Source organism: Spirosoma flavus (assembly GCF_054778555.1).
The window spans coordinates 678,124-700,144 of sequence record NZ_BAAGZL010000002.1 but is presented as its reverse complement, the minus strand read 5'-3'; the positions used below and the strand labels follow the sequence as shown (position 1 = coordinate 700,144).

Genomic DNA, 22,021 nt, shown 5'->3' with positions numbered 1-22,021 from the left:
GGACACAGCAACAGGGAAGATTTCAAATTAGGTTGGTAAAAGCCTATTGCAATTGCATAAGCTAGGTTTAGAATAAACAGCTCAGACACCTTGTATCTGGGCTGTTTTCGTAATAAAAAGCCCCTTTGCAATTATCATCTAAGTTTTTGTACAAATCGTCCAAGTCGATTTTTCGGCATCAGTCTACTTTCGTTTCGGCATCAACCTATGGCCTTTACCCGACTGATACGGCATTATATCAGCAAGCTTAGGCAACTACTGAGCGATAAACAAAGCTATCTGCTCGAAGCTCTGATTGTCCTGTTGATTATGCTGTTGCTGGTTCTGGGTATCGGCTGGATGTAATAAATCACCAACCGCAACGATTATGATTGGGGGAACTGCGATTCGCAACGAATCTTTTTTACGGATTGACGAAAACGGAAAAACGCCCAAATTCCAACAAATTATCAATGGCGTTATTGCTCAAATTGAAGCCGGTATCTTCAAACCCGGCGACCGACTGCCGAGTATCAACGAAACCAGTGCCGAGTATTATCTGGCTCGCGCTACGGTCGAAAAAGCGTATTGCAACCTGCTTAAAAGCGGGCACATTACGTCGTTGTACCGAAAGGGATTTTTCATTTCGCACGGTAAAATCGTCAAACGAGTATTGTTCCTGACGGGGGCCATAAGCGAAACCAATCGAGCTATTTTTAAGGCAGTTAGCGAACAGTTAGGCAAATCCTACAAAGTCGATATTTATGCCTACGAATACCAGCGCGATTACCTGCTCGACGGGCTTGAAAAACAGGCGGGTAATTACCATTATTTCGTGCTGATGCCGCACCATTTGGGCGAAATCTGCGACTTAGCTGAATTGCTGAAGAAAATCCCATCTGACCGGCTCATTTTTCTGGATGGTTCAACGGCAACGGCTCCGCGAAACTGCGCATCAGTACGTTTCGGTTGTGGCGAACATTTCCGGTCTATTCTGGAAGCGAATGCCGCTACATTCCGTAACTATCACATACTGAATTTCGTCACGACCGACAACGAATACATTCCCGCTGACTGGTACAGTGCATTTCTGGAATTTACGGAAACGCATCATCTAAACGGGCAAGTGTTGGATGACGTTCATGAAGCGCCTTTGCAACGAGGATCGGCTTACCTGCTTGTAGATGATGACGATTTAATAACGACTATTCAGGACGCAAGCAGAAAAGGCTTGAAGCTAGGCCATGAACTAGGCATTGTATCATTCAACGATGCCAGTTACAAATCGGTGTTGGGCGGAGGTATTTCGGTGATAAAAACCGACGTAGCGACGATTGGGCGAAATCTGGCGAGTATCATTGCCCAGAATCAGAAACAGACCGTCCGCATTCCGATGCAATTTATCGACCGAGGTTCGTTGTAAATCCCTTCGCCTGATCCATCATGCAACGACTTTTTTTGCTCCTGATTCCTGTAGTGGCTTCATTAGCCTGGGCTGTTGGACATAAACCCTCGACGCCAAAACTGTTCCGGCGACTCCCCTCATCGCAGACCGGCATTACGTTCAATAACCGAATTCAGGAATCGGATTCGGTGAATATTCTGCGTTTTGAATACTTGTACAATGGTGGGGGCGTCGGTATCGGTGATTTCAATAATGATGGCTGGCAGGATATTTTTTTTACGGGAAATCAGGTTTCGTCCCGGTTATACCTAAGCAAAGGAAAGGATGATGAATCACCACTCAGTTTCGAGGACGTAACGGAATCGGCGGGCGTAACGACGCATGCCTGGTGTACGGGCGTTACGGTTGTTGACCTGAATCAGGATGGCTGGCAGGATATTTACGTGAGCGTAGCGGGTTACGACAAAGACACGACCAAACGCGCTAATCTGCTATTTATCAATCAGACAAAGAAAAAAGGTGGTCCCGTTCGCTTTCTGGAAATGGCCCGCGAATACGGCCTGAACGACATGGGTTACAGTACCCAAACCGCCTTTTTTGATTACGATCACGACGGAGACCTCGATGCCTACGTACTGACTAACGCCCTCGACCGATACAATCGCAATGCGCTACGTCCGAAAATGGTAAACGGCGAAGCGCCCAGCAACGATCGGCTGTATCGAAATGATGGGTGTTTGGCAGAGGGCAGAGGGCAAGGGGCAAAGGGTTCTGGGCAGAGGGTTAAGGATATGAAATCCGGAGAAGCTAACCCTATTCCCTATGCCCCATGCCCAACCCCACACTTCACCAATGTTACCCGTGAGGCTGGTATTCTGACGGAGGGGTATGGGTTGGGAATTGCCATTGCTGATCTGAATGGCGACGGCTGGGAAGATGTGTACTGCGCGAATGATTTTCTGTCGAATGATTTGGTGTGGGTTAATAATCAAGACGGTACGTTCACAAATCGGGCGGCTGATTATCTGAAGCACCAGACACACAACGCAATGGGTGTCGATATTGCCGATATCAATAACGATTTGCTGCCCGATATCATGGTCGTCGATATGTTGCCAAACACAAATCAGCGGCAGAAAATGATGCTGCCCGGATACAATTACGACCGATTTCGCATGGATTTGCAAATGGGTTACCAGCCTCAGTACATGCGCAATACGTTGCAGTTGGGTGTAGGGAAGATGGGCTTCTCCGAAATTTCCCAACTCGCAGGGGTTGATAGGACAGATTGGAGCTGGGCGCCGTTGTTCGCTGATTTTGACAATGATGGGTATCGTGATTTACTGATTACCAATGGCTATCGGCGCGACGTAACAAATCTGGATTTCACGGCTTATCTGGCTGATTTACACGCTGGAGGTTTTGGTGATGAGCAGGAGAAAAATAAAAAAGCTTACAAAAAGCTGATGGAGCTTCCAGATGTAAAACTGGCTGATTTCTGCTACCGAAATCGGTGTGCAGAAGGCAGTTTGACGTTTGAGGATGTATCGGAGCAATGGGGTTTTGATGCGCCAAATTTCTCCAATGGGGCTGCTTATGCTGATTTAGATAATGACGGTGATCTGGACGTAGTAATCAATGCTATTGATGATGAAGCCTTTGTGTATGAAAATAGTGTGGGGCAAAGGGCAGAGGACAAGGGGCATACTAATTCGTGGCTTCGATTGGCGCTCGAACGGAATCCATCGCAGGGAACCCGCGTCAATGTGTATTACGGAAATCATACGCAAACGGCTGAGTTCAATCCGACGCGGGGATACGTATCGTCGGTCGAGCCTTACCTGCATTTTGGGTTGGGTGATACGTCGGTAATTGATTCTGTGGAGGTCATCTGGAATAATGGAACGTATCAGATGCTGCGTAATGTCAAAGCGAATCAATTGCTACGTATCGCTTATGAGCCAATTGGGGAGTACAAACCACGTAGCGTTACGTCGCGCGCTTACTTTCAGGAAGTTTCTGCCGCTGACCTTGGTCTGGATTATGTTCATGTCGAAAGTGAGTTTAATGATTTTGCGCAGACGCCTTTACTACCACATAAACATTCGCAGAATGGGCCGCCGATGGCAGTCGCAGATGTGGATGGAAATGGTTTGGAGGATGTCTATATTGGTTCGGATTTTGGACAGAAAAGTTATGTGTATTTCCAGCAATCGAATGGTCATTTTACAAAAACGGAACTTCCTAAAAATGTAAACCAGGAAGATACAGGCGCTTTGTTTTTCGATGCCGACCAGGATGGGGATCAGGATTTGTATGTAGTCAGCGGTGGGAGCCACGCCAATGGTCCGTCGGACGCTTATCAGGATCGGCTCTACATAAATGAAGGGCAAGGTCATTTAACGCTATCCCGTCAGGCAATACCCGCCATCAATAACAGTGGTTCGTGCGTAACTGCCTGTGATTTTGACCATGATGGGGACCTCGATTTGTTTCGCGGAAGTCGGCTAATTCCGGGGCAATATCCGATGCAGGCCAAAAGTTTTTTGCTCAAAAATGAACGCGGTCGGTTTATCGACGTAACAGCGCAAGCCGCTCCTGAACTACAAAACATTGGCCTGGTTACGTCGGCTGTCTGGGCTGATTTCGACAAAGATGGTCTGCAAGACCTGGCCCTTTGTGGCGAATGGATGCAAATTACGGTGTTGCGAGGTAGCCAGGGGCAAAGGGCTTTGGACAAAGGGCAAGACCTGAAGCCGTATCTGCTACGTTCCAGCCCCTCTGCCCAAAGCCCTTTGCCCAAAGCCACCGGCTGGTGGAATTCGCTTGTTGCTGCCGATTTTGACAACGATGGCGATACGGATTTAATGGCTGGAAATCTGGGGTTGAATACCAAATACAAAGCGTCGCCCGAACAGCCGATGGAGTTGTTTGCCGCCGATTTTGATAAAAACGGACGTATCGATCCGATTATGACGTATTACAACGAGGGGAAGCAATGGATACGGCAAACCCGCGATTTGCTTACGGCGCAGATTCCCTCCATGAAACGTCGTTTCCCGAATTTCGAGACGTATGCAAATGCTACGTTCAACGAATCGTTTACGGAAGATGAGCTTAAATCAGCGTATCACCTTAAGGCGACTGAATTCCGAACAATGTACTTTGAAAATATTGGTAGCAGCTTTAAAGCGCATCCGCTGCCACAGGAAACCCAATTTGCCCCAGTACACGGTATTCTGGCCGACGATTTCAATCGAGACGGACACACTGACGCATTGCTCATTGGTAACTCCTACGCATCGGAAACCATCGGCGGCTGGCATGACGCATCGAAAGGTTCACTTTTGGTGGGAGACGGTCACGGGAATTTTAAGATATCCAAATATACTGGTATACAAGCTGATAAAGAGGCAAAATCAATCTGTTCGTTACGTATGAAAGATGGCGGTAAGCTAACTCTTGTTGGAAACGTCAATGAGCGGTTACAGGTATTTCGTTATAATTTAATGCGCGGAGTACTCGAATAGTTATTTGTTGGTCTGTAATGAGTTTAGGTCTGGTATTTTTGGTACGAAAATGAACGGGGAAGGCATAAAAAAAGCTCCCATTTATCGGGAGCTCACCGCCAGGGAAGCAGCCGCTTAGCGGACCCGCATCCGGTAAATTGTACGACCACGAAGGCCGATTACTGGGCCACCTACTTCAATAATGCGAGGGCGGGCCGGGCGATTGATGTGCAAAAAATTCGTTTTCATTAGTAGTAGTTGTTTGTGTTTGATGATACAAAGATGAGGGATAGAAGTCTCAGTAAACAATCAAAACCTTACCAAGCGTAGATTTTGAGGTATAAACCACCAAAAAATGGCGATAAGTGGTATTTGATAAGATTGTATTATTCTAAGTAATGGCGTCTAAACAACGACTATTTATAGAATAAATGAGAGAGGAGACGCAATTGACAGGAAAACAAAACGCGTTTTTGCCAGGAACAGCCATTAACTCTTCTCCATCTATAAGAAGAAATTAACGCAAATGGGACGTTACTACGTCAGCCTGACCATAATCACTGTCAGTAAAAAACGCAGAAAACAGTCACTCTGAAAGCGACTGTTTAGGGTTTACAAGAGCTACCAAATAGTCAAAAAATGGTTGCCGGGATTGGATTAATTAGTACGTTCGTCTCGAAACCGGGTCGGAGAAACGCTTTAGAAGCGAGTGTGAACCCGGATACTACGTGACAATGCATCGAAAATACGGCTATGAAATACGTTCTAATGCTGCTCATAACGCCCTTGCTGGCAGGCGCTTTCCTGGTTTTGAGCAATTTGACGAATCCCCTGGACGGAAAGAGTGACAAAAACAACTCGATCGTTATGTGCGGAGCGGGTGCAGATGGCCTGATTTCTCCGATGGAAAATGGGAAATTCATCGTACCGCTACCCGGCTGGGGAGCGTACTCGTATCCCATCTCTACCCGCGTCGATAGCGCTCAATTTTATTTCAATCAGGGACTGACCATGTATTATAGCTACCACATGAAGGAAGCTATGGCTTCATTTAAGGAAACTGCCCGATTGGATTCTACGTCGGCGATGGCTTGGTGGGGGCAGGCGTTGGCAGGTGGACCGTACTATAATTCGGCTCATTTATACAAGGTTCCTGCCGATATGTCGACCATTCTGAGCCGCATGAACGAGCTAGCTGCTTCGGCCACCCCAAAAGAGAAAAAGTTGATTGAGGTGATGAATACCCGCTACAATTCGGACCCGGCAGATGCGCAACGTAAACAATTAAATCAGGCCTACGCCAACGCAACCCGACGGTTGATTACTGAGTTTAATGACCCCGATAGCAAAATGCTGTACGTTGACGCAGTTATGTTGATGCACGCCTGGGACTTCTGGAACAATGACGGTACGCCCAAAGCCTGGACGCAGGAGGTTGTTGATATCAGCAAGAACGTACTGGAAACTTCGCCCGATCATCCGGGAGCGTTGCACTATTATATTCATCTTACGGAAGCTTCTAAACATCCGGAAGTAGCGTTTCCAAACGCTGATCGACTCAAAACGCTCTTTCCGGGGGTAGCGCACATGGTCCATATGTCGAGCCATGAATACCAACGTAACGGGTATTTTCTACAAGGAGTGATTGTCAATGATCTGGCCGATGACAATCTGCTTACGTACGATTCACTGGCTGCGAACCTGGGATTAGTGAAGCATTCGCCCCATTATTTTGCCGTGCAGACGTACTGCGCCCTGACGGGAGGCATGTACAAAACAGGATTAATCGATGCGCTACGTTGCCGCAAATCAGTAGCGCCCGTTGCCGATAATCCGTATGATCAGTATCTATACATGTTGCCGTCGCTCACGCTGGTCAGGTTGGGGAAATGGAACGAGGTGTTAGCTACGCCTAAACCGGATCAGAACTGGCCATACGCAAATCTGCTGGATCATTTTGCGAGAGGAATGGCCCTGATACGTACCAACAAACCGGTTGAAGCGGAGCAGCAGCTGCAATTGCTTCGGGAGCGACTGAAAGACCCGATTCTGAAAAAGCGACGTATCCCTTTTAATGCTCTATACCCATCGGCTCAACTTGCGGAGCATATTCTGAATGCTTCTATTTTGTTTGCCACCAAAAAGCAGGATCAGGCGCTGGCATCCCTACAAAAGGCAATTGCCATTGAGGACGTATTAATTTACACCGAACCTGCCGACTGGCCTTTACCCGCCCGACAGTTTTTAGGTGCGTATTTGCTGGAAATGAACAAATGGCAGGAAGCTGAGGTCGTTTACCGACAGGATTTAGCGCATAACCCAGGTAATGGCTGGTCGATGGTGGGGCTTCACCGGGCGTTGACCGGGCAAAACAAAAAGACGGAATTAGCGTCGATTGAAGCAGGCTATCGGGCCGCGTTTGCAAAGGCCGAGCAATTACCTGTTTCTTCTGTTTATTGAGAATAATGCTTCAGAGCATTAAACTGGAAATGGAAATACTATCGGAAAAGCTGAAGATCAAACGAAAATTCAACAGAAAAGCAGATGAGCACCGCCCGTCTGCTTTTCTGTTTCTACATTGCCAACCCTGCCGGAAAGTAAAAGTGGATCAGAATCAGACTCGTTTTCAGCTAGATTTGATAAAATGAAATCTCTGACGCGATGAAACAAACTCTTCTATTACTTTGCGTAGGTGCTTTAATGAGCCCTGCCCTGGCTCAACAAACCGAAAGTATCTACTACACCGCATCGACTAGTGCTGATGGAAAATCAAACATAACCCTGGGACCTTATGCGGGTACGTATGCAGGAAGCCGTACGGTTACCCTGGGTGCCTTTGCCGGGCAAAGTAATACGGGCACAGGTAACACATTTGTGGGCTATAGATCAGGGATGCTAACCACATCGGGCGTTGAAAACGTCATTATTGGCTATTATACGGGCTACGCCAATTCAACCGGAAGCCAGAATACGTTCCTGGGTTCACTTGCAGGTCAATTGAATTCAACCGGAAGCCTAAATACATTCCTGGGCTATGCAGCAGGTAATGTGAATTCAACCGGAGGCCAGAATACGTTCCTGGGTTCTTTTGCTGGGTCAAACAATACCACTGGTCGCAACAACGTGTTCATTGGCCATCAGGCAGGTAATTCAAACACCACTGCTGGCAATAACGTGTTCATTGGTTATCAAACTGGTTTGAACAACACCACCGGCACTGCCAATCTGTTTATGGGCAACGCAGCAGGCATTCAAAGTAACGGCTCGTATAACCTCTTCATTGGCAATGGCTCCGGCTACAACAATATATCAGGCTTGGGTAACACCTTCATTGGTGATGGCTCGGGCTACGGCAGCACTACCGGCCAGAACAACACCTACATCGGCCGGGCAGCCAACTACACGGGCAATGGGGGCGGCAATTACAATACCTTTATTGGCTTCGGTGCTGGTACGAATGGGCCCACGGTCAACAACGCAACAGCCATCGGTGTCAATGCCATTGTCACCGTCAGTAACTCCGTCATTCTGGGAGCACCGGGTTCAAAGGTAGGCATCGGTAATTCGGCCCCTCAGAACAAGCTGGAAATCACCCAGGGTATTGCCAACCAATCAGGCTTGCGGTTGACCAACTTAACCAGCAGCTCGCCAGCTTCCGTTACAAACCAGTACAAGTTCCTGACTGTAAATTCGGCTGGAGATGTGGTCTTAGGTAGCATAAACAGCTCGGTCCGGGAAGGCGTTTCGGAATCGTTGTGGCAACGTAGCGGTACGTTTCTGCAAAGTGCTCAGAATGCTGCGGTCATCATCGGTAGCAACGTAGCACACACTCCTTCGGGCTATAAGCTGTTTGTGGAAGAGGGGATTTTAACCGAGAAAGTCAAAGTAGCGGTGAAAAATACCTCGGAGTGGAGTGACTACGTTTTTGATGCTACGTATCGGCTAAAGGATTTGCCCGAAGTGGAGCGCTACGTCCGTCAGCACGGTCATCTGCCGGGCGTTCCTTCGGCTAAAGACGTAGTGAAACAAGGTATCGACGTAGCGAAGATGGATGCTACGTTGCTGGCAAAGATTGAGGAACTCACGCTTTACAGTATTCAACTGGAAAAAACCAATCAATCGCAGGAGGACAAATTGCTGAGGATGGAAAAAAAGGATCAGCAGCAACAGGCTGAGATCGATGAATTGAAACGCCTGGTCAACCAACTGCTGGAGAAAAAATAGATTCCCCGAACGTAGCAAACTCAAAACGTGTAGCCGATTTGCGCCAGCATACTGATTTCATACGACGGGTCGTTCGTATCGGCCCCGCCAAATCGGCCCAGTTTGTAAGATGCCAGCGGTTGTAGGGTGAGGGAAAGCCGTTCATTAAGCCGGTATTGACCGCCAGCGCCCAGCATGATGTGAAAGATTGGCCCTGAGTCGGCGCTGAGACGGAGGTATTGAGTGGGTAAACCTTCACGTTCGGCAATTACCCGCGAGGGTATCGGAAAATCGAGAAATGTACCGAACGAAAAATAAGGCGATAAGCGCTTCTGATTCATCCGAAAATGAAGCAGGACTGGTACACGAATGGTTCTATAGCGAATAGTACTACGTCCGTTTCCCGCAATGGCTTGCCGTACCTGACGCGTTGTGAGTTGGTGATACCAGATCCCCGACGAAACCGACCAGCCCGGTTCCCAGGTATACGTAGCCGTAAGGCCTGCCTGAATCCCCGGCAACCACCGTTCGCCATTCATGAAAATGGGTTCCACAATCTGGCCATCACTGTCGGGATAGAGGTATCGGTAACTAAAAGCAGTATGCACATACGAGGGTGCACTGGCCACCGAGAGCGTTAGCTTGTGCTGACCAAACACTGACATCGATCGAACTAACAGAAAAAGCAATAAAACCCGTACCCAAATCCGCATAACGTGAGAATAAGCTTGTCGCAAAAGTAAGGTCTGTTCAGGCGATACGAACGTATTGCTACGTCGAAAGCGTTACGAAACCAGCTAAAGATATACGGACAAGCCGTTGGTGCTATTATTTTCGTCCGAAAATTGCGATTCGCCATGCTCTTTCTAGTGCTTAGCATTGTACTATCGGTTCTCTTGCTCCTCAATTTCCGGCTGTTTCCACGTTACGAAGTCAATACGTTTCAGGCCATTGTGTTCAATTATCCGGTCTGTTTTCTGGTCGGCTGGCTGCTCCTGCCTGCGGGGCAGACGTTTTCTGTCGATTTCGCGCAAGACTGGACCTGGCTGGCGTTGGGGCTAGGTGTGGGGTTTATCATTACGTTTCTGCTGTCGGGCGCATCGACTCAGCGAGTGGGCATCACCGCTACGTCGCTTGCCAATAATTTGTCATTGGTTATTCCGGTCTGTTTCAGTCTGTTCGTCTTTCAAACGGGAACTGATACGTTCGGTACGTTGAATTACCTGGGTTTGGTACTGGCAGTGGTGGCCGTGGGCTTGAGTACATATAAAAAAGAACCAGAAACTGGAAATGAGCCGACGGCGGTACGTTCCGGGCAAACGCCGATGAACCTGAACGTGTTACTTCCGGTGGCCGTATTTCTACTATACGGCATCACCAATACGTTGATTAACTACATGAACCTCCGGTACATTTCGTCGACCGATAAGACGATTCAGGTTATGCTGACGATGGTGTTGGGCGCTGTTGGCGCTGGCCTGTTGATGCTCGTGGTACGTATTATTCAGGGGAAAGAAACGATTCAAGGTAAAAATCTGGTGGCGTCCGTTACGTTGGGAGTCCCGAATTTTCTGAGTTTTTATACGCTCTTGCTGGCCTTATCGGAATTTGGCAGCAACGGTGCTTTTGTTTATCCACTTTATAACATCGGTGTTATTTTGCTGGCTGCTTTGCTGGGAACGCTCTTCTTTCGGGAGAAACTCTCAAATCTAAACAAAATTGGGTTGGTACTCGCCATCCTCGCCATCGGACTTATTTCATTGCGTTAATACTAGGGTTTACAGTTTACTATTTACCGTTATTAGTTGTTTGTCGTTATTGATAAACTACTCAGTAATAGACAACGGTAAACTCACGGCTGTAAATTGTAAACTGCTTATTTATGTGGTATCACGATTTTTTTTACGGTTTGCCGCAGGAAACCTGGAAGGCCGCCCAAACTGATGAACAAACGCATCTCGATCTCGAATTATTGGTTGAAACGCTGGAATTTGGCCCCGACGACCGATTGTTGGATGTCTTCTGTGGATACGGTCGTCATGCGTTGCCACTTGCCCGAATGGGAGCCCGATTAACAGCGGTCGATATTTCACCGGAATACATTGCTGAGCTAGAAACAACGGCCAGCGCTAATAAACTGGCAATCAATGCCATTGCTGGTGATTTCCTGACATTGCCCCTCACTGACTTTGGCAAGGCGGCATCGTTCGATGCCGCGTATTGTTTAGGTAATAGTTTCAGTTTCTTTCCCCGGCTCGAAATGCTTTCGTTTCTGCGCCGAATTGCCGATTTACTGAAGCCGGGAGGTCGTTTTCTGGCTCATTCAGAAATGGTGGCTGAATCAATACTGCCTGATTATCAAGCTCGTAATTGGCAACCTGTGGGGGACAATATACTGTTCCTGGCGGAGCATGAATACGACGCGCTTGCCAGTAGGATAGACGCTCAACTTACCTACGTACGTGAGGGTGAAATTCAGCAACGTAATGCTCAGTACTACGTGTACACGCTGGCTGAGTTGGTTCATTTGTTTTCTGAAGCAGGCCTAACAGTGATCGGTTGTTACGGAACGACTGATGGTGATACGTATCAACTGGGAGATGAAGCAGTTTGGTTACTTGCTGAAAAATCAAGTAACTGATATTGTGGCTACAGGTTCGTCTGTTAGTCTGCAAAACAGATACTTATGAAAATTTCGAGTGTGTAATTGGTAGTAAATTACTTTTTTTTTGAAATTCTGCCAGATACTTTGGACAGTATTAACATAATATGTAGTTTACACACAATTTAACACCGTTAACTGAAGACTGAGTACCTATTACTTATGGAAATAATCGAACGCAAGCCGCGAAGCCGTGAGCAGACCCGCTCAGGCATCGTAAAAACGGCCAAGTCGATTGCCCGACGAGAGGGCTGGCAGGCCGTCTCGATTCGTAAAATCGCCGATGCCATTGAATACAGTGCGCCTATAGTGTATGAATATTTCGACAGCAAAGATGTGCTGTTAGATGAAATTCGCAACGAAGGTTTCCGTCACCTCTACCAGGAATACGACCGTATCCTCAAACTCTACCGCGACCCCGAAAAACGCCTGTACGAAATATCCGTGGCGCAGTGGGAATTCGCTCGCCAGCAACCCGAAATTTATCAGGTAATGTACAATCTGGACGGTGCCTATTGCACGATGCCGGTTTGTCAATCCGAGATGATGCAGGCGGTTAGTGATATTGTCTGCCAAACGATTTTCTCGTTCATTCCCAAGTCGAAAGAAAGTATCAAACGACTTTATTACCAGTGGTGGTCACTATCACACGGGATGATTACGCTGGCGATGCTGCTTAAAGATGAGCAACCCGTTGAACAGTCGGAGCAGATCTACTGTGAAACGATGCGTCGATTTGTACGTCAATTGAGCTAAAACGCTTACATTCTGGTCTTTATGCGTGTCGCCATTATTGGCGCAACGGGTATGCTCGGCCATCCTGTTACGCTTGAACTCATTCGGGCAGGGCATACCGTACGTATCATAGCCAGAGACGTAGCGAAGGCGAATGCGCTGTTTCCGCAAGCTGAAGTCGTGCCTGGTGATGTTAAAAACGTAGCCAGCCTGACTGATGCTTTGCAGGGAATGGATGCCGTTTATCTGAACCTGTCCGTAAAGCAAACGGAAAAACAGAGTGACTTTCATACCGAGGGTGAAGGGCTTGTAAATCTGATTCAGGCTGCTCGTCAGGCAAAAATTCAGCGGATTGCCTATCTGGCATCGATCGTCATGCGTTACCAGGAAACGAACGGATTTCACTGGTGGGCGTTTGACATCAAGCAGAATGCCGTTCGTCTTCTGAAAGAATCAGGCATTCCGTACAGTATTTTCTATCCATCCTGTTTTATGGAAACGATCAGCGGCCAACAACGTGCCGGCAACATGGTGTTGCTTATTGGTCGATCAGCCATAAAACAGTGGTACGTTGCCGCTCAGGATTACGGGAAGCAGGTAGCCAAAGCGCTGTTCCTGGCGAAAGAAGGCGTTCCGCAGGAATACGTAATTCAGGGACCAGAACCAGTGACTCAGCTCGAAGCGGCAGAACGTTACGTAGCGGCTTATTCGAAAGAAAAACTGCGCGTACTGACAGCCCCTGCCTCGTTGATGAAATTTGTAGGATGGTTCAACACCATGGCAAATTATGGATGGCACATCACTGAAGCCATTAATAAATATCCGGAAACATTCGAGGCCGAGCAGACCTGGACCGATCTGGGAAAACCCGAAATAACAATTGAGGGGTTTGCACAGCTAAGTCAATAGTCGTCAGTCGATAGTCATCAAGATTGAAAAAATAATGACTATTGACTGACGATTAACATACTGTACGTTTACGACGCTCCACCAGCCCGGCGTTTTTCGTCTTCTGCGCCCCCCGTCCGACGACGCGACGGAGCAATGGTATCACTACCAAACCGATACGTGAACGACGCTGTCGCAATCCGAGTGTCCTGCCGCTGATCGAACTGCTCCACGTAATTCGCATAAGCCGCCGTAGCGTGAACCGGATTCGTGTAGAAAATATCCGTTACGTTCATACGTAGCGTGCCTTTCTTACCCCACATGTTTTTCTGCACGGCCACGTTTAATTGCCCTAGCGGGCGGATGTCCAGAAAGCCATACAGTTCCCGCGATTGGTACCGGCCCGATAAGTCGGCAGTCCAGCCGCGCCCCAGGGTAAACGTACTGGTGCTGTTGATGGTATACGTTGGTATCCCACGATTAATAGACGTACCGGCCAGATTGCCGATAAACCGATTGTAGTACGCTACTACGTTGTTATCCATTGTCCACCAGGAAGTTGGCTGCACCGGTACGGCCATCGTAATCCCGAAATACTCCGAACGAGTCAGATTCTGGAAGGTTGATACGGCCTGGCGGTTTCCTTCGGGGGCGGGTTGTATTACGTCAATAATGGGCTGATCGGTCCGAGTATAAATCACCGACGTAACAAATTTCTGTTTAAAGGTATGCGTCAGTTCGATGTTATAACTCAACTGCGGAAAGAGTGACGGATTGCCGGTGAAATACGTAGTGGCGTCGATATAGGCCCGGAATGGGTTTAGCTGGTTATATGTCGGCCGGTCAATACGTCGGCTTAGCGACAGGCTCAAATCGTGCAGTTTCGATACCGATTGTTTGAAGAAGATACTCGGAAACAACTGAAAATAATTGCGTTCGAAACCCGTGTTGCCAATTACCTGATAACCCGTTGCGTTGGTTTGTTCACCCCGCAGACCCGCCTGAATCGTTAATTTTTTGAACGTTTTATTCAGATTAACGTAGAGCGCATCGATACTTTCGTCGTACCGAAACTGGTTACTTTTTCCCGTGTCGATGACGCTGACTCCTTCATTGATGTTCACAAACAGTACGTTATTATCTGAATGTACCCGACTCATTTTCACGCCCGCGTCGAGCCGTAATTTGTTGGAGAACGTATGGGTGAAATCAGCTTTTGCTGAACGAATGTCCAGCGCGCCGTTCAGGTTACCATACAACGTAGTGGGCGGACGTACCGGCAGCGTGAACGTAGTGGCCAGCGTTTGCAGCCGGTGAGTTTCGTAATGGGCAATGTCGCCGTCAATGGTTAATTCACTACGTCCGGTTGAGTCAAAACTATGTTTGAAATTGACGTTGAGCGCCCGGTTCGGTATCGATAGTGTTCGGCGATTAGCTGATTGATAATCAGATTGTAACGCGTTCTTCTCGTCGGCGGTCCGGGTCGCGTTGGTGAGCTTGGCTTCCGCATCCATTGCCAGTCCGTTTACTACAACTCCAACCAATGTTCGCTTCGAAAGACTATAATCCAGACCGGCGCGGTATGTATGCGTAGTGTAGTTGGTTTTACCCGAATTCGCCTGATCACTGCTGCCCGCAAACTGATTATTTTGGTAGAAGTTTCGGTGCAAATTAAGCTGTGTATACACGTTGCGGTCGCTGTAATTATAGCTACCAAATAAGTTTAGTTTTTTATGCCGGTGATTGAGCGAAAGACCCGTGGAGAATTTGCCGTAACGGCCATACCCATAACTCATATTAACGCTGCCGTTGGTCCCCTGTCGACCGTCTTTTTTTAATTTAATGGAGATAATCCCAGCACCACCAGCCGCATCATATTTGGCCGGTGGATTGGTGATGAGTTCAATTTTCTCAACCGAATTGGCCGGTAAACCCCGCAACATATCGCCGAGTTCGGTGCCTGTCATTGGAACGCGCTTGCCGTCAATGAGTACCAGTACGCCCTGTTTCCCACGTAGCGCCAGATTATCATTCTGGTCAACCGTAACGCCCGGTGCACGGCTCAGCACTTCCAGCGACGTAGCACCGGCACTGAGCGGACTACCCTCAACATTAACTACAATTCGGTCGATCTCCCGCTCGAAAAGCGGTTTCCGAGCCTGTACTGTCACTTCCTTCAACTGCATTTTTTGACTGGGCTTGAGCTGAATAGGAGCGAGTGTCTGGTCGATAGAAGCGATTATGAACGTAGCTGTCTGGCTTCGTTCGAAACCAACCTGCGAGGCCGATACGAAATATTCTCCTGCCGGAAGTTTATCGAATCGGAACGTACCACTTTCGTCGCTGAATTCAGTTTTTACGACGACCGAATCAGTAGCCCGATGCAGCGCAACAGTCGCGAATTCGACTTTAGCACCATGCTCATCGCGTACCGAACCCGAAACAATCGGATCTTTTGTGGCGTACGATGCTACATGACAGGTGAGAAATAAGCAGAAAAGAAGGCCAGCGCGTAGATAAAACGCCATGTGGAGTAATGTTTAGGTTGATGAAAAACGAATTTCGTTTAAAAGACGAATCGTTATGAACGAAGCGCGGCACTTCTCCACAAGCGGCTAAAAATGAGTTTTAGCGGGAGGAAAATAAAGTAAAATGCAGGAAATTATGGGCGTTGCAGCTGAATCTGCTTCAGATAAATAGTTGAACGTAAAGAATTTGGATTCTTTGCAGCCTCATAACACGCAAATACTCTAAAAGGGACTTTGTTTGTAGTTAGACAAAGTCCCTTTCAGAGTATTAATGAATTAAAAAATATCGATCTAAATAGTTTTCACGAGTCTACTTATCGTGTTATAGCTCAATTCTTATTGCTCCACAAGCTACCGTTTTTCGTGTCGAGCTGGCTCAACTCACCCTCAGCCGCCAATTTCTGTAAATAAGATTCGCTCTCTTGCCGGGACATGCCCGACAATTCTGCAAATTCACGGGCCGTCAGCGAATGATACACTGAGAATAAGCTTTGCCATTGTGTATCAAAAGCTTCTTTTACTACTAATGGGTGCAGATCCTGAACAGCTTTCTCGAATAAATCGTAGGGCTTAAATCCGTAGACAACTTCCTGTCTTCCTAAATCATCCCTAAAGAACAAGGTTGGAAATCCCCGCACTGCCAATTGCCGGCCGAGCTCCAAATCGTCCTTAAAATGCGTTCTGGCTTTGCCGTCGTAATCGATTCTCAGTTGCGCACTGTCCAGCCCAACCGCTTGAGCCGCTTCCGCCACATTCGCCCACTTCGTAATGTTCTTCTTTTGCAGAAAAACCATCTCGCGCATCTTGCGCAGGAATTCAATTGCTTTCACTTCATCCTGTAACTGAGCAGCCTTGAAAGCAATCGAAGGTGGATAAGAAGAAGGCAACGGATCTTCGAGCCAAATATCACCATCGATAGGCATATCATAATATTGACTGACTTCGTCCCAGTGGTGTGCTACGTCGGAAGGCTTACTGATGCCTCCACTGTTATAACTCCAGTCTGGTAATAGACCGCCCATACGGTATTCTATGTCAAGGTCGTTGCCATATTCAAGCTTTAGTTTCCGCAATTGTGGCTCGATTCCCCAGCAGGTCGAGCAGATGGGGTCGGTATAGTAAATAATTTTTAGTGCTTTGTTCGGTTTATTGGCTACGTCGAGCGTTGATGAATCTGGAATCTGGCACTGACCCGTTTCCAGATCACACAGCAGCGGATTGATAGTCTGATTTTCCATTTTAGTTTGAGTTTCTGTCAAACGGATTTCACTAAATCCATGTTAAATCCATTTTAGATCTTTTTGATAAGGCTTTCACCTGTAATTCTGAAGTACCTTTGTTAAATGTCTCTACCAGACTCTAACACATGACTTTTCCGCAAAGTTGGTGCAGGTTTTAGGTGAAGTCAATTAGTCAAAAAAACTTGACTATGGGAAAAGTACAAGAAAATGATAATGGCTGTCCTGCCGAAGAGCTGTTAAAGCTGCTTGCCGGAAAATGGAAGCCGCAGCTATTTCGGCTAGCGTTGAACGGTCCGCTCCGCTTCAATACGTTGTTACGTCAAATTGAGGGAGCTAATAAGCAATCTCTCGCTTCTTCTCTGAAAGAATTAGTGGAAGAGGGGTATCTGAACAAGGTAATAGTTAAAGAAAAGCCTTTACACATTGAGTATACGTTATCCGAAAAAGGACGACCGTTAATCCCCGTCTTCAAGCAGTTAGAGACATTATAACCAGTGTTCTGGTCTAGTGCATAGGCAGGCTTTTTACTTTACCCCCTGCTACGTCATCAACACTGTGCTGGATGATAAAAGCATTGGGATCTAATTCAATGACCATCGAACGTAGCCGGCTGATTTCCAGTCGTGTAATAACTGTGTATAATACACTGTCTATTTCCTGGTGGCTTCCGTGCTTGCCGTAGCCACCGTGGCCCCGAAGAATAGTGATACCCCAGCCTCGCTCAATAATTTGCTGCTGAATGGGTTCCGGATTTTTCGAGACAATCAGAATGGCTGTATATTCTTCAATACCGTGAATCACAAAATCGACCGTTTTCGAGGCTGCGAAATACGTAATCATCGAATACAGTGCCGGGCCGACACCCAGAAAGAATGCCGCAGCACCAAAAATCGATACGTTCAGTACTAGAATCACGTCGCTGACTTTGAGCGTTGGGTTCGTTCGGCTTATGAGCAGGGCGGCAATCTCCGTACCGTCCAGAACGGCGCCACCGCGAATAGTCAGACCGATACCTGCACCAATGAAGAATCCTCCAAAAACTGAGGTTAGAAGAAAATCAGGTGTTACGTCTGGGTAAGGGACAACGGCCAGACTGATTGAGAGCCCGGCGATAGCGAGCGTACTTTTCAAGGCGAACTGACGGCCAAATTGCCGATAACCAAGACCAATAAAGGGCAGGTTGATAATGAGCAACCAGAAAGGAAGGGGGATTTTGAACAGATTAGCCATCAGCATGGAAACGCCCGTGACGCCCCCGTCGATGAAATTGCTGGATGTCAGAAAGCCTTTAATCCCTAGACCCGCACTGAATACACCAGCTACAATAAAGATAGAATCCTTTATGATTCGATACGTATTTGTTTGTCTATGCATAAATAACGTTGATTAAAAGTCGATACAAATGGGTATCGGCCCATGTGAATGGATAAGTAAAAGGAATGGCTATAAGCGGAATCGCCTGAGAGACAGAACGGCTAATATAAACCTTCTATCGATAAATACCGCTCGCCGGTATCATAACAGAAGGTTAAGATCCGGCTACCAGGCTTAATATCTGGTAATTTTTTCGCAACAGCCGCCAGCGACGCCCCCGACGAAATGCCAATGAAAGTGCCTTCTTCCCGAGCCGACCGTCGTGCCATCGTGTAGGCTTCTTCTTTACTGACCTGAATTACACCGTCGAGCAAATCGGTATGCATATTCTGAGGAATAAATCCCGCGCCGATGCCCTGAATTGGGTGTGGTCCCGGTGTGCCACCGCTAAGTACCGGCGATAATTCAGGTTCAACGGCGAAGACTTTCAGCGCCGGAAATTTTTCTTTTAAAACCTGTCCAACTCCCGTAATGTGACCACCCGTACCAACTCCCGTAATCAATACGTCGAAACCATCGGGGAAATCGGCCAGAATTTCTTCGGCCGTGGTACGTATATGCACGTCGATATTGGCCGGGTTTTCAAACTGCTGGGGCATCCAGGCGCCGGGTATAGAAGCAACTAGCTCATGCGCCCGTTCAATGGCACCTTTCATCCCCTTTTCGCGTGGTGTCAGATCGAATTCGGCACCGTAGGCAGCCATGATTTTGCGCCGTTCGACACTCATGGATTCAGGCATCACCAGCACAATTTTGTAGCCCTTCACGGCCGCTACCATCGCCAGACCAATACCGGTATTGCCCGAAGTTGGCTCAATAATGGTACTTCCCTCCCTGAGCAGTTCTTTCGCTTCGGCATCCTCAATCATCGCCAGTGCAATCCGGTCCTTAATACTGGCACCGGGATTGGCCCGTTCCAGTTTGGTCCAGACATCATAACCCGGAAATAGCCGGTTGATACGTACGTGAGGAGTTTGACCGATGGTAGCGAGGATGGAAGGAAATTTCATAAATAGTCGTGAATGGGTTAGTAGAGACAAGGTATGTCTTGTCTCCGCAGGTCGTTTTGTCTCTTTTACTAGATCACAAAGTTGATCGGTTCGAGAGACTCCAGTGATTTTAACCGAACGTCGGTTTGGTGTTGATGGAAAACCAGTGAATGGGGTTCTACGCTACTGGTGAGCCAGACGTTACCGCCAATAACCGAATCGTGACCGACTACGGTATGACCGCCCAGAATAGTCGCGTTGGCATAAATCACTACGTTGTTTTCGATGGTTGGGTGACGTTTTTTCTGCGCCATCGATTTCGCTACGTAGGTTGCGCCCAACGTAACACCCTGATAAATCTTGACGTTGTTGCCAATAATCGTGGTTTCGCCGATGACCACGCCCGTGCCGTGATCGATGAAGAAAGACCGACCAATGGTAGCGCCGGGGTGAATGTCGATACCGGTTTGTCCGTGGGCATATTCGGTCAGCATGCGGGGCAGAAGCGGTACGCCAAGGTGCAGCAGCTCATGAGCGATCCGGTAAACGGCAATGGCGTAGAAGCCGGGATACACCGCCACAACTTCCTCAACGCCAATTGAAGCGGGGTCATTATCGGCAATTGAGTGTGCGTCGAGTAGCAGACTGTCGTAGATGGCCGGGAGACGCTCGAAAAAACGGCCGGTGATCGTCGCCGGACTTTCGGTCAGGTTTTTTTCGAGTGGGCAAATCAGGTTGGTGAGCTGATCCTGTAGTGCCTGATACGTTTCCTCGACATGCTGCGAAACCGATTTACAGTCCTGCGTAACCGGAAACAACAGCCGCATAAGCTGGTCGATGAAACGGCCGGCATCAGGCCGCGATGGAAGTCTGTAACGGTAGCGTGCCCGTTGGGTTTGCAGGTGTTCTAAGAAACTACTGGTACCGGTGGTCATACGATTAGCGAGTGTATGGCGTCAGGAAATGAGAAAAAGACAAGGAATTTGTGCATTGTTCGTGGAGGCCACACCCCGTTCTGGGGAAACACTACACCTTGCCGATCATTCGTTTAACGAATAGATACGAGTACTCTGTTGCCTAATTCCCTGATTTTGGAACAAAAAGTGGGCCGCAAAGTTCGCCGACTCTAATTGGAATCTGATTTGCAGACAAAATTTGTAATCAAATGAGTCAAATTGTCATGTTAATTAAAACGATAACCACGTTTGTCATTTCGTTGGTGGCTACGTCGATTGTTTCGTGGTTTGTGGCGTCGGCCTGTAAACCGACCAGCAGCAACGACGTTGTTACAACCGATTCAACAAACACAGGCACTGGAGCGGCCAAAGTAACGACCGTCAATGCCTACCCAAAATTAACTTTCGAATCTCCGGTAGAATATACATTTGCTAATGATGGCACGAACCGGGTTTTTGTGGTTGAACAAACCGGGCGTATCCGCGTGTTCGAAAATGACGTCAATACCGCTTCGGCCGGTACGTATCTGGACATCCGATCGAAAGTAGCGTCGGGTGGCGAAATGGGACTACTTGGACTGGCCTTCCACCCTAATTTTCAGCAAAATGGTTTCTTCTACGTCAACTATACGAAAGACAACCCGCGCGAAACGATTGTCAGTCGGTTCAAAGCATCGTCGGCTAGCGCTACGCAGGTTGATCCGGCCTCCGAAGTGATTTTGTTTCGTTTCGAGCAACCGTATACGAATCACAACGGCGGAAAAATTCTGTTTGGGCCTGATGGCTATCTATACGTAGCAACGGGTGATGGCGGTAGTGGGGGTGACCCGCAAAACAATAGCCAGAACCGGGCAAGCTGGTTGGGTAAAGTACTACGTGTGGATGTTAACAGTACGGAAAAAGGTCAGTATGGTATTCCGGCTGACAATCCGTTCAAAGGAAATTCCAGTCGCTATCTCGAAGAAATTTTTGCCTATGGCTTACGGAATCCATGGCGCATGAGCTTCGATGATCAAGGGCGGCTTTGGGTAGGTGATGTTGGTCAGAATTCCGTCGAAGAGATTGATATTGTTACCAAAGGCGGAAACTACGGATGGCGGGTTAAGGAGGGTACCCGAGATTATAATGCCAGTGGTAATACCTCAAACGCAGCAGAACTCATTGCGCCTGTTTTCGAATACGGACGTAGTCAGGGCGACGTATCAATTACGGGTGGAATTGTGTACCGTGGCCCCTCGAATCCAGGTTTAACCGGGAAATACGTTTATGCCGACTACGCCAGTGGACGTGTCTGGGCGTTGACGATGAATGGCAATAAAGCGGCTGATAATCAGGAAATAGTCAGGAGTGCAGGTTCTATATCTGCTTTTGGTGAAGATCAGAAGAAAGAATTATACCTGTGCGATCTCAGTTCCGGCAAAATTCTGAAACTATCGACGAATCAGTAGATATTGGCCCCGACAGGCTCTGGCTGTCGGAGTTGCCGGATGTAATTAGTCACTTACCCGACTCCGACAGCCAGAGCCTGTCGGGGCCTACAGAAAGCCCATTG

At 47.9% G+C, this 22,021-nt stretch carries 17 protein-coding genes; 11 read left to right on the top strand and 6 right to left on the bottom strand.

The window, feature by feature from the left end:
* Positions 1-207: 207 nt before the first annotated feature.
* The 5 genes from ACYVF1_RS11975 (at position 208) to ACYVF1_RS11955 (ending at position 9,117) form a co-directional block, all read left to right on the top strand.
* The gene (locus tag ACYVF1_RS11975; protein WP_461078937.1) at positions 208-345 is read left to right on the top strand and encodes a hypothetical protein; all 138 of its coding nucleotides are present in this window, start codon (positions 208-210) and stop codon (positions 343-345) included.
* A 22-nt stretch (positions 346-367) separates the two neighbouring features.
* Positions 368-1,402, top strand: a complete 1,035-nt coding sequence (locus tag ACYVF1_RS11970; RefSeq protein ID WP_461078935.1) for a GntR family transcriptional regulator — start codon at positions 368-370, stop codon at positions 1,400-1,402.
* A gap of 20 nt (positions 1,403-1,422) precedes the next feature.
* Complete coding sequence (locus ACYVF1_RS11965) at positions 1,423-4,914, top strand: VCBS repeat-containing protein (RefSeq protein ID WP_461078933.1); 3,492 nt, start codon at positions 1,423-1,425, stop codon at positions 4,912-4,914.
* A 732-nt stretch (positions 4,915-5,646) separates the two neighbouring features.
* The gene (locus tag ACYVF1_RS11960; RefSeq protein WP_461078931.1) at positions 5,647-7,353 is read left to right on the top strand and encodes a tetratricopeptide repeat protein; all 1,707 of its coding nucleotides are present in this window, start codon (positions 5,647-5,649) and stop codon (positions 7,351-7,353) included.
* 201 nt (positions 7,354-7,554) lie between these two features.
* A complete protein-coding gene (locus ACYVF1_RS11955; RefSeq protein WP_461078929.1) occupies positions 7,555-9,117 on the top strand; it encodes a hypothetical protein in 1,563 nt (520 codons plus the stop codon).
* A gap of 20 nt (positions 9,118-9,137) precedes the next feature.
* Here the strand turns inward: ACYVF1_RS11955 and ACYVF1_RS11950 are convergent, their stop codons facing one another.
* Complete coding sequence (locus tag ACYVF1_RS11950) at positions 9,138-9,809, bottom strand: PorT family protein (protein ID WP_461078927.1); 672 nt, start codon at positions 9,807-9,809, stop codon at positions 9,138-9,140.
* A gap of 144 nt (positions 9,810-9,953) precedes the next feature.
* Here ACYVF1_RS11950 and ACYVF1_RS11945 point away from each other — a divergent pair, with 144 nt between their 5' ends.
* The 4 genes from ACYVF1_RS11945 to ACYVF1_RS11930 all read left to right on the top strand — a co-directional run bounded on the left by ACYVF1_RS11945 (position 9,954) and on the right by ACYVF1_RS11930 (position 13,402).
* Positions 9,954-10,865 (top strand): EamA/RhaT family transporter, encoded by a 912-nt coding sequence (locus ACYVF1_RS11945; protein WP_461078925.1) that lies wholly within the window; start codon positions 9,954-9,956, stop codon positions 10,863-10,865.
* Between the two features lie 113 nt (positions 10,866-10,978).
* Positions 10,979-11,737, top strand: a complete 759-nt coding sequence (locus tag ACYVF1_RS11940) for a class I SAM-dependent methyltransferase (RefSeq protein WP_461078923.1) — start codon at positions 10,979-10,981, stop codon at positions 11,735-11,737.
* 183 nt (positions 11,738-11,920) lie between these two features.
* Entirely contained in the window at positions 11,921-12,514 is a 594-nt protein-coding gene (locus ACYVF1_RS11935) for a TetR/AcrR family transcriptional regulator (protein WP_461078921.1), read from the top strand.
* Between the two features lie 21 nt (positions 12,515-12,535).
* Positions 12,536-13,402 (top strand): SDR family oxidoreductase, encoded by an 867-nt coding sequence (locus ACYVF1_RS11930; protein WP_461078919.1) that lies wholly within the window; start codon positions 12,536-12,538, stop codon positions 13,400-13,402.
* Between the two features lie 68 nt (positions 13,403-13,470).
* Here ACYVF1_RS11930 and ACYVF1_RS11925 read toward each other — a convergent pair whose 3' ends face one another.
* Positions 13,471-15,909 carry an outer membrane beta-barrel protein gene (locus ACYVF1_RS11925; RefSeq protein WP_461078917.1) on the bottom strand — a complete coding sequence of 813 codons (2,439 nt, stop codon included), beginning with the start codon at positions 15,907-15,909 and terminating at the stop codon, positions 13,471-13,473.
* 329 nt (positions 15,910-16,238) lie between these two features.
* Positions 16,239-17,147 carry a DsbA family protein gene (locus ACYVF1_RS11920; RefSeq protein ID WP_461078915.1) on the bottom strand — a complete coding sequence of 303 codons (909 nt, stop codon included), beginning with the start codon at positions 17,145-17,147 and terminating at the stop codon, positions 16,239-16,241.
* Positions 17,148-17,338: 191 nt separating this feature from the next.
* On the opposite strand from ACYVF1_RS11920, the gene ACYVF1_RS11915 reads away from it, so the two are divergent.
* Positions 17,339-17,641 carry a winged helix-turn-helix transcriptional regulator gene (locus ACYVF1_RS11915; protein WP_461078913.1) on the top strand — a complete coding sequence of 101 codons (303 nt, stop codon included), beginning with the start codon at positions 17,339-17,341 and terminating at the stop codon, positions 17,639-17,641.
* Between the two features lie 13 nt (positions 17,642-17,654).
* On the opposite strand, the gene ACYVF1_RS11910 is transcribed toward ACYVF1_RS11915, so the two are convergent.
* From ACYVF1_RS11910 to ACYVF1_RS11900, 3 genes are all read right to left on the bottom strand, one after another.
* Entirely contained in the window at positions 17,655-18,524 is an 870-nt protein-coding gene (locus tag ACYVF1_RS11910) for a YitT family protein (protein ID WP_461078911.1), read from the bottom strand.
* A 101-nt stretch (positions 18,525-18,625) separates the two neighbouring features.
* A complete protein-coding gene (cysK, locus tag ACYVF1_RS11905; RefSeq protein ID WP_461078909.1) occupies positions 18,626-19,534 on the bottom strand; it encodes a cysteine synthase A in 909 nt (302 codons plus the stop codon).
* A gap of 68 nt (positions 19,535-19,602) precedes the next feature.
* On the bottom strand, positions 19,603-20,448 hold the full coding sequence (locus ACYVF1_RS11900) for a serine O-acetyltransferase (RefSeq protein WP_461078907.1): 846 nt from the start codon (positions 20,446-20,448) through the stop codon (positions 19,603-19,605).
* A gap of 230 nt (positions 20,449-20,678) precedes the next feature.
* On the opposite strand from ACYVF1_RS11900, the gene ACYVF1_RS11895 reads away from it, so the two are divergent.
* On the top strand, positions 20,679-21,917 hold the full coding sequence (locus ACYVF1_RS11895) for a PQQ-dependent sugar dehydrogenase (protein WP_461078905.1): 1,239 nt from the start codon (positions 20,679-20,681) through the stop codon (positions 21,915-21,917).
* The last annotated feature ends 104 nt before the right edge of the window (positions 21,918-22,021 follow it).

What these genes read in the sequence shown, in the direction of transcription:
- ACYVF1_RS11975 (WP_461078937.1), top strand. Translation starts at nt 208, where the DNA reads ATGGCCTTTACCCGACTGATACGGCATTATATCAGCAAGCTTAGGCAA.
- ACYVF1_RS11970 (WP_461078935.1), top strand. Translation starts at nt 368, where the DNA reads ATGATTGGGGGAACTGCGATTCGCAACGAATCTTTTTTACGGATTGAC.
- ACYVF1_RS11965 (WP_461078933.1), top strand. Translation starts at nt 1,423, where the DNA reads ATGCAACGACTTTTTTTGCTCCTGATTCCTGTAGTGGCTTCATTAGCC.
- ACYVF1_RS11960 (WP_461078931.1), top strand. Translation starts at nt 5,647, where the DNA reads ATGAAATACGTTCTAATGCTGCTCATAACGCCCTTGCTGGCAGGCGCT.
- ACYVF1_RS11955 (WP_461078929.1), top strand. Translation starts at nt 7,555, where the DNA reads ATGAAACAAACTCTTCTATTACTTTGCGTAGGTGCTTTAATGAGCCCT.
- ACYVF1_RS11950 (WP_461078927.1), bottom strand. Translation starts at nt 9,809, where the DNA reads ATGCGGATTTGGGTACGGGTTTTATTGCTTTTTCTGTTAGTTCGATCG.
- ACYVF1_RS11945 (WP_461078925.1), top strand. Translation starts at nt 9,954, where the DNA reads ATGCTCTTTCTAGTGCTTAGCATTGTACTATCGGTTCTCTTGCTCCTC.
- ACYVF1_RS11940 (WP_461078923.1), top strand. Translation starts at nt 10,979, where the DNA reads ATGTGGTATCACGATTTTTTTTACGGTTTGCCGCAGGAAACCTGGAAG.
- ACYVF1_RS11935 (WP_461078921.1), top strand. Translation starts at nt 11,921, where the DNA reads ATGGAAATAATCGAACGCAAGCCGCGAAGCCGTGAGCAGACCCGCTCA.
- ACYVF1_RS11930 (WP_461078919.1), top strand. Translation starts at nt 12,536, where the DNA reads ATGCGTGTCGCCATTATTGGCGCAACGGGTATGCTCGGCCATCCTGTT.
- ACYVF1_RS11925 (WP_461078917.1), bottom strand. Translation starts at nt 15,909, where the DNA reads ATGGCGTTTTATCTACGCGCTGGCCTTCTTTTCTGCTTATTTCTCACC.
- ACYVF1_RS11920 (WP_461078915.1), bottom strand. Translation starts at nt 17,147, where the DNA reads ATGGAAAATCAGACTATCAATCCGCTGCTGTGTGATCTGGAAACGGGT.
- ACYVF1_RS11915 (WP_461078913.1), top strand. Translation starts at nt 17,339, where the DNA reads ATGGGAAAAGTACAAGAAAATGATAATGGCTGTCCTGCCGAAGAGCTG.
- ACYVF1_RS11910 (WP_461078911.1), bottom strand. Translation starts at nt 18,524, where the DNA reads ATGCATAGACAAACAAATACGTATCGAATCATAAAGGATTCTATCTTT.
- cysK (WP_461078909.1), bottom strand. Translation starts at nt 19,534, where the DNA reads ATGAAATTTCCTTCCATCCTCGCTACCATCGGTCAAACTCCTCACGTA.
- ACYVF1_RS11900 (WP_461078907.1), bottom strand. Translation starts at nt 20,448, where the DNA reads ATGACCACCGGTACCAGTAGTTTCTTAGAACACCTGCAAACCCAACGG.
- ACYVF1_RS11895 (WP_461078905.1), top strand. Translation starts at nt 20,679, where the DNA reads ATGAGTCAAATTGTCATGTTAATTAAAACGATAACCACGTTTGTCATT.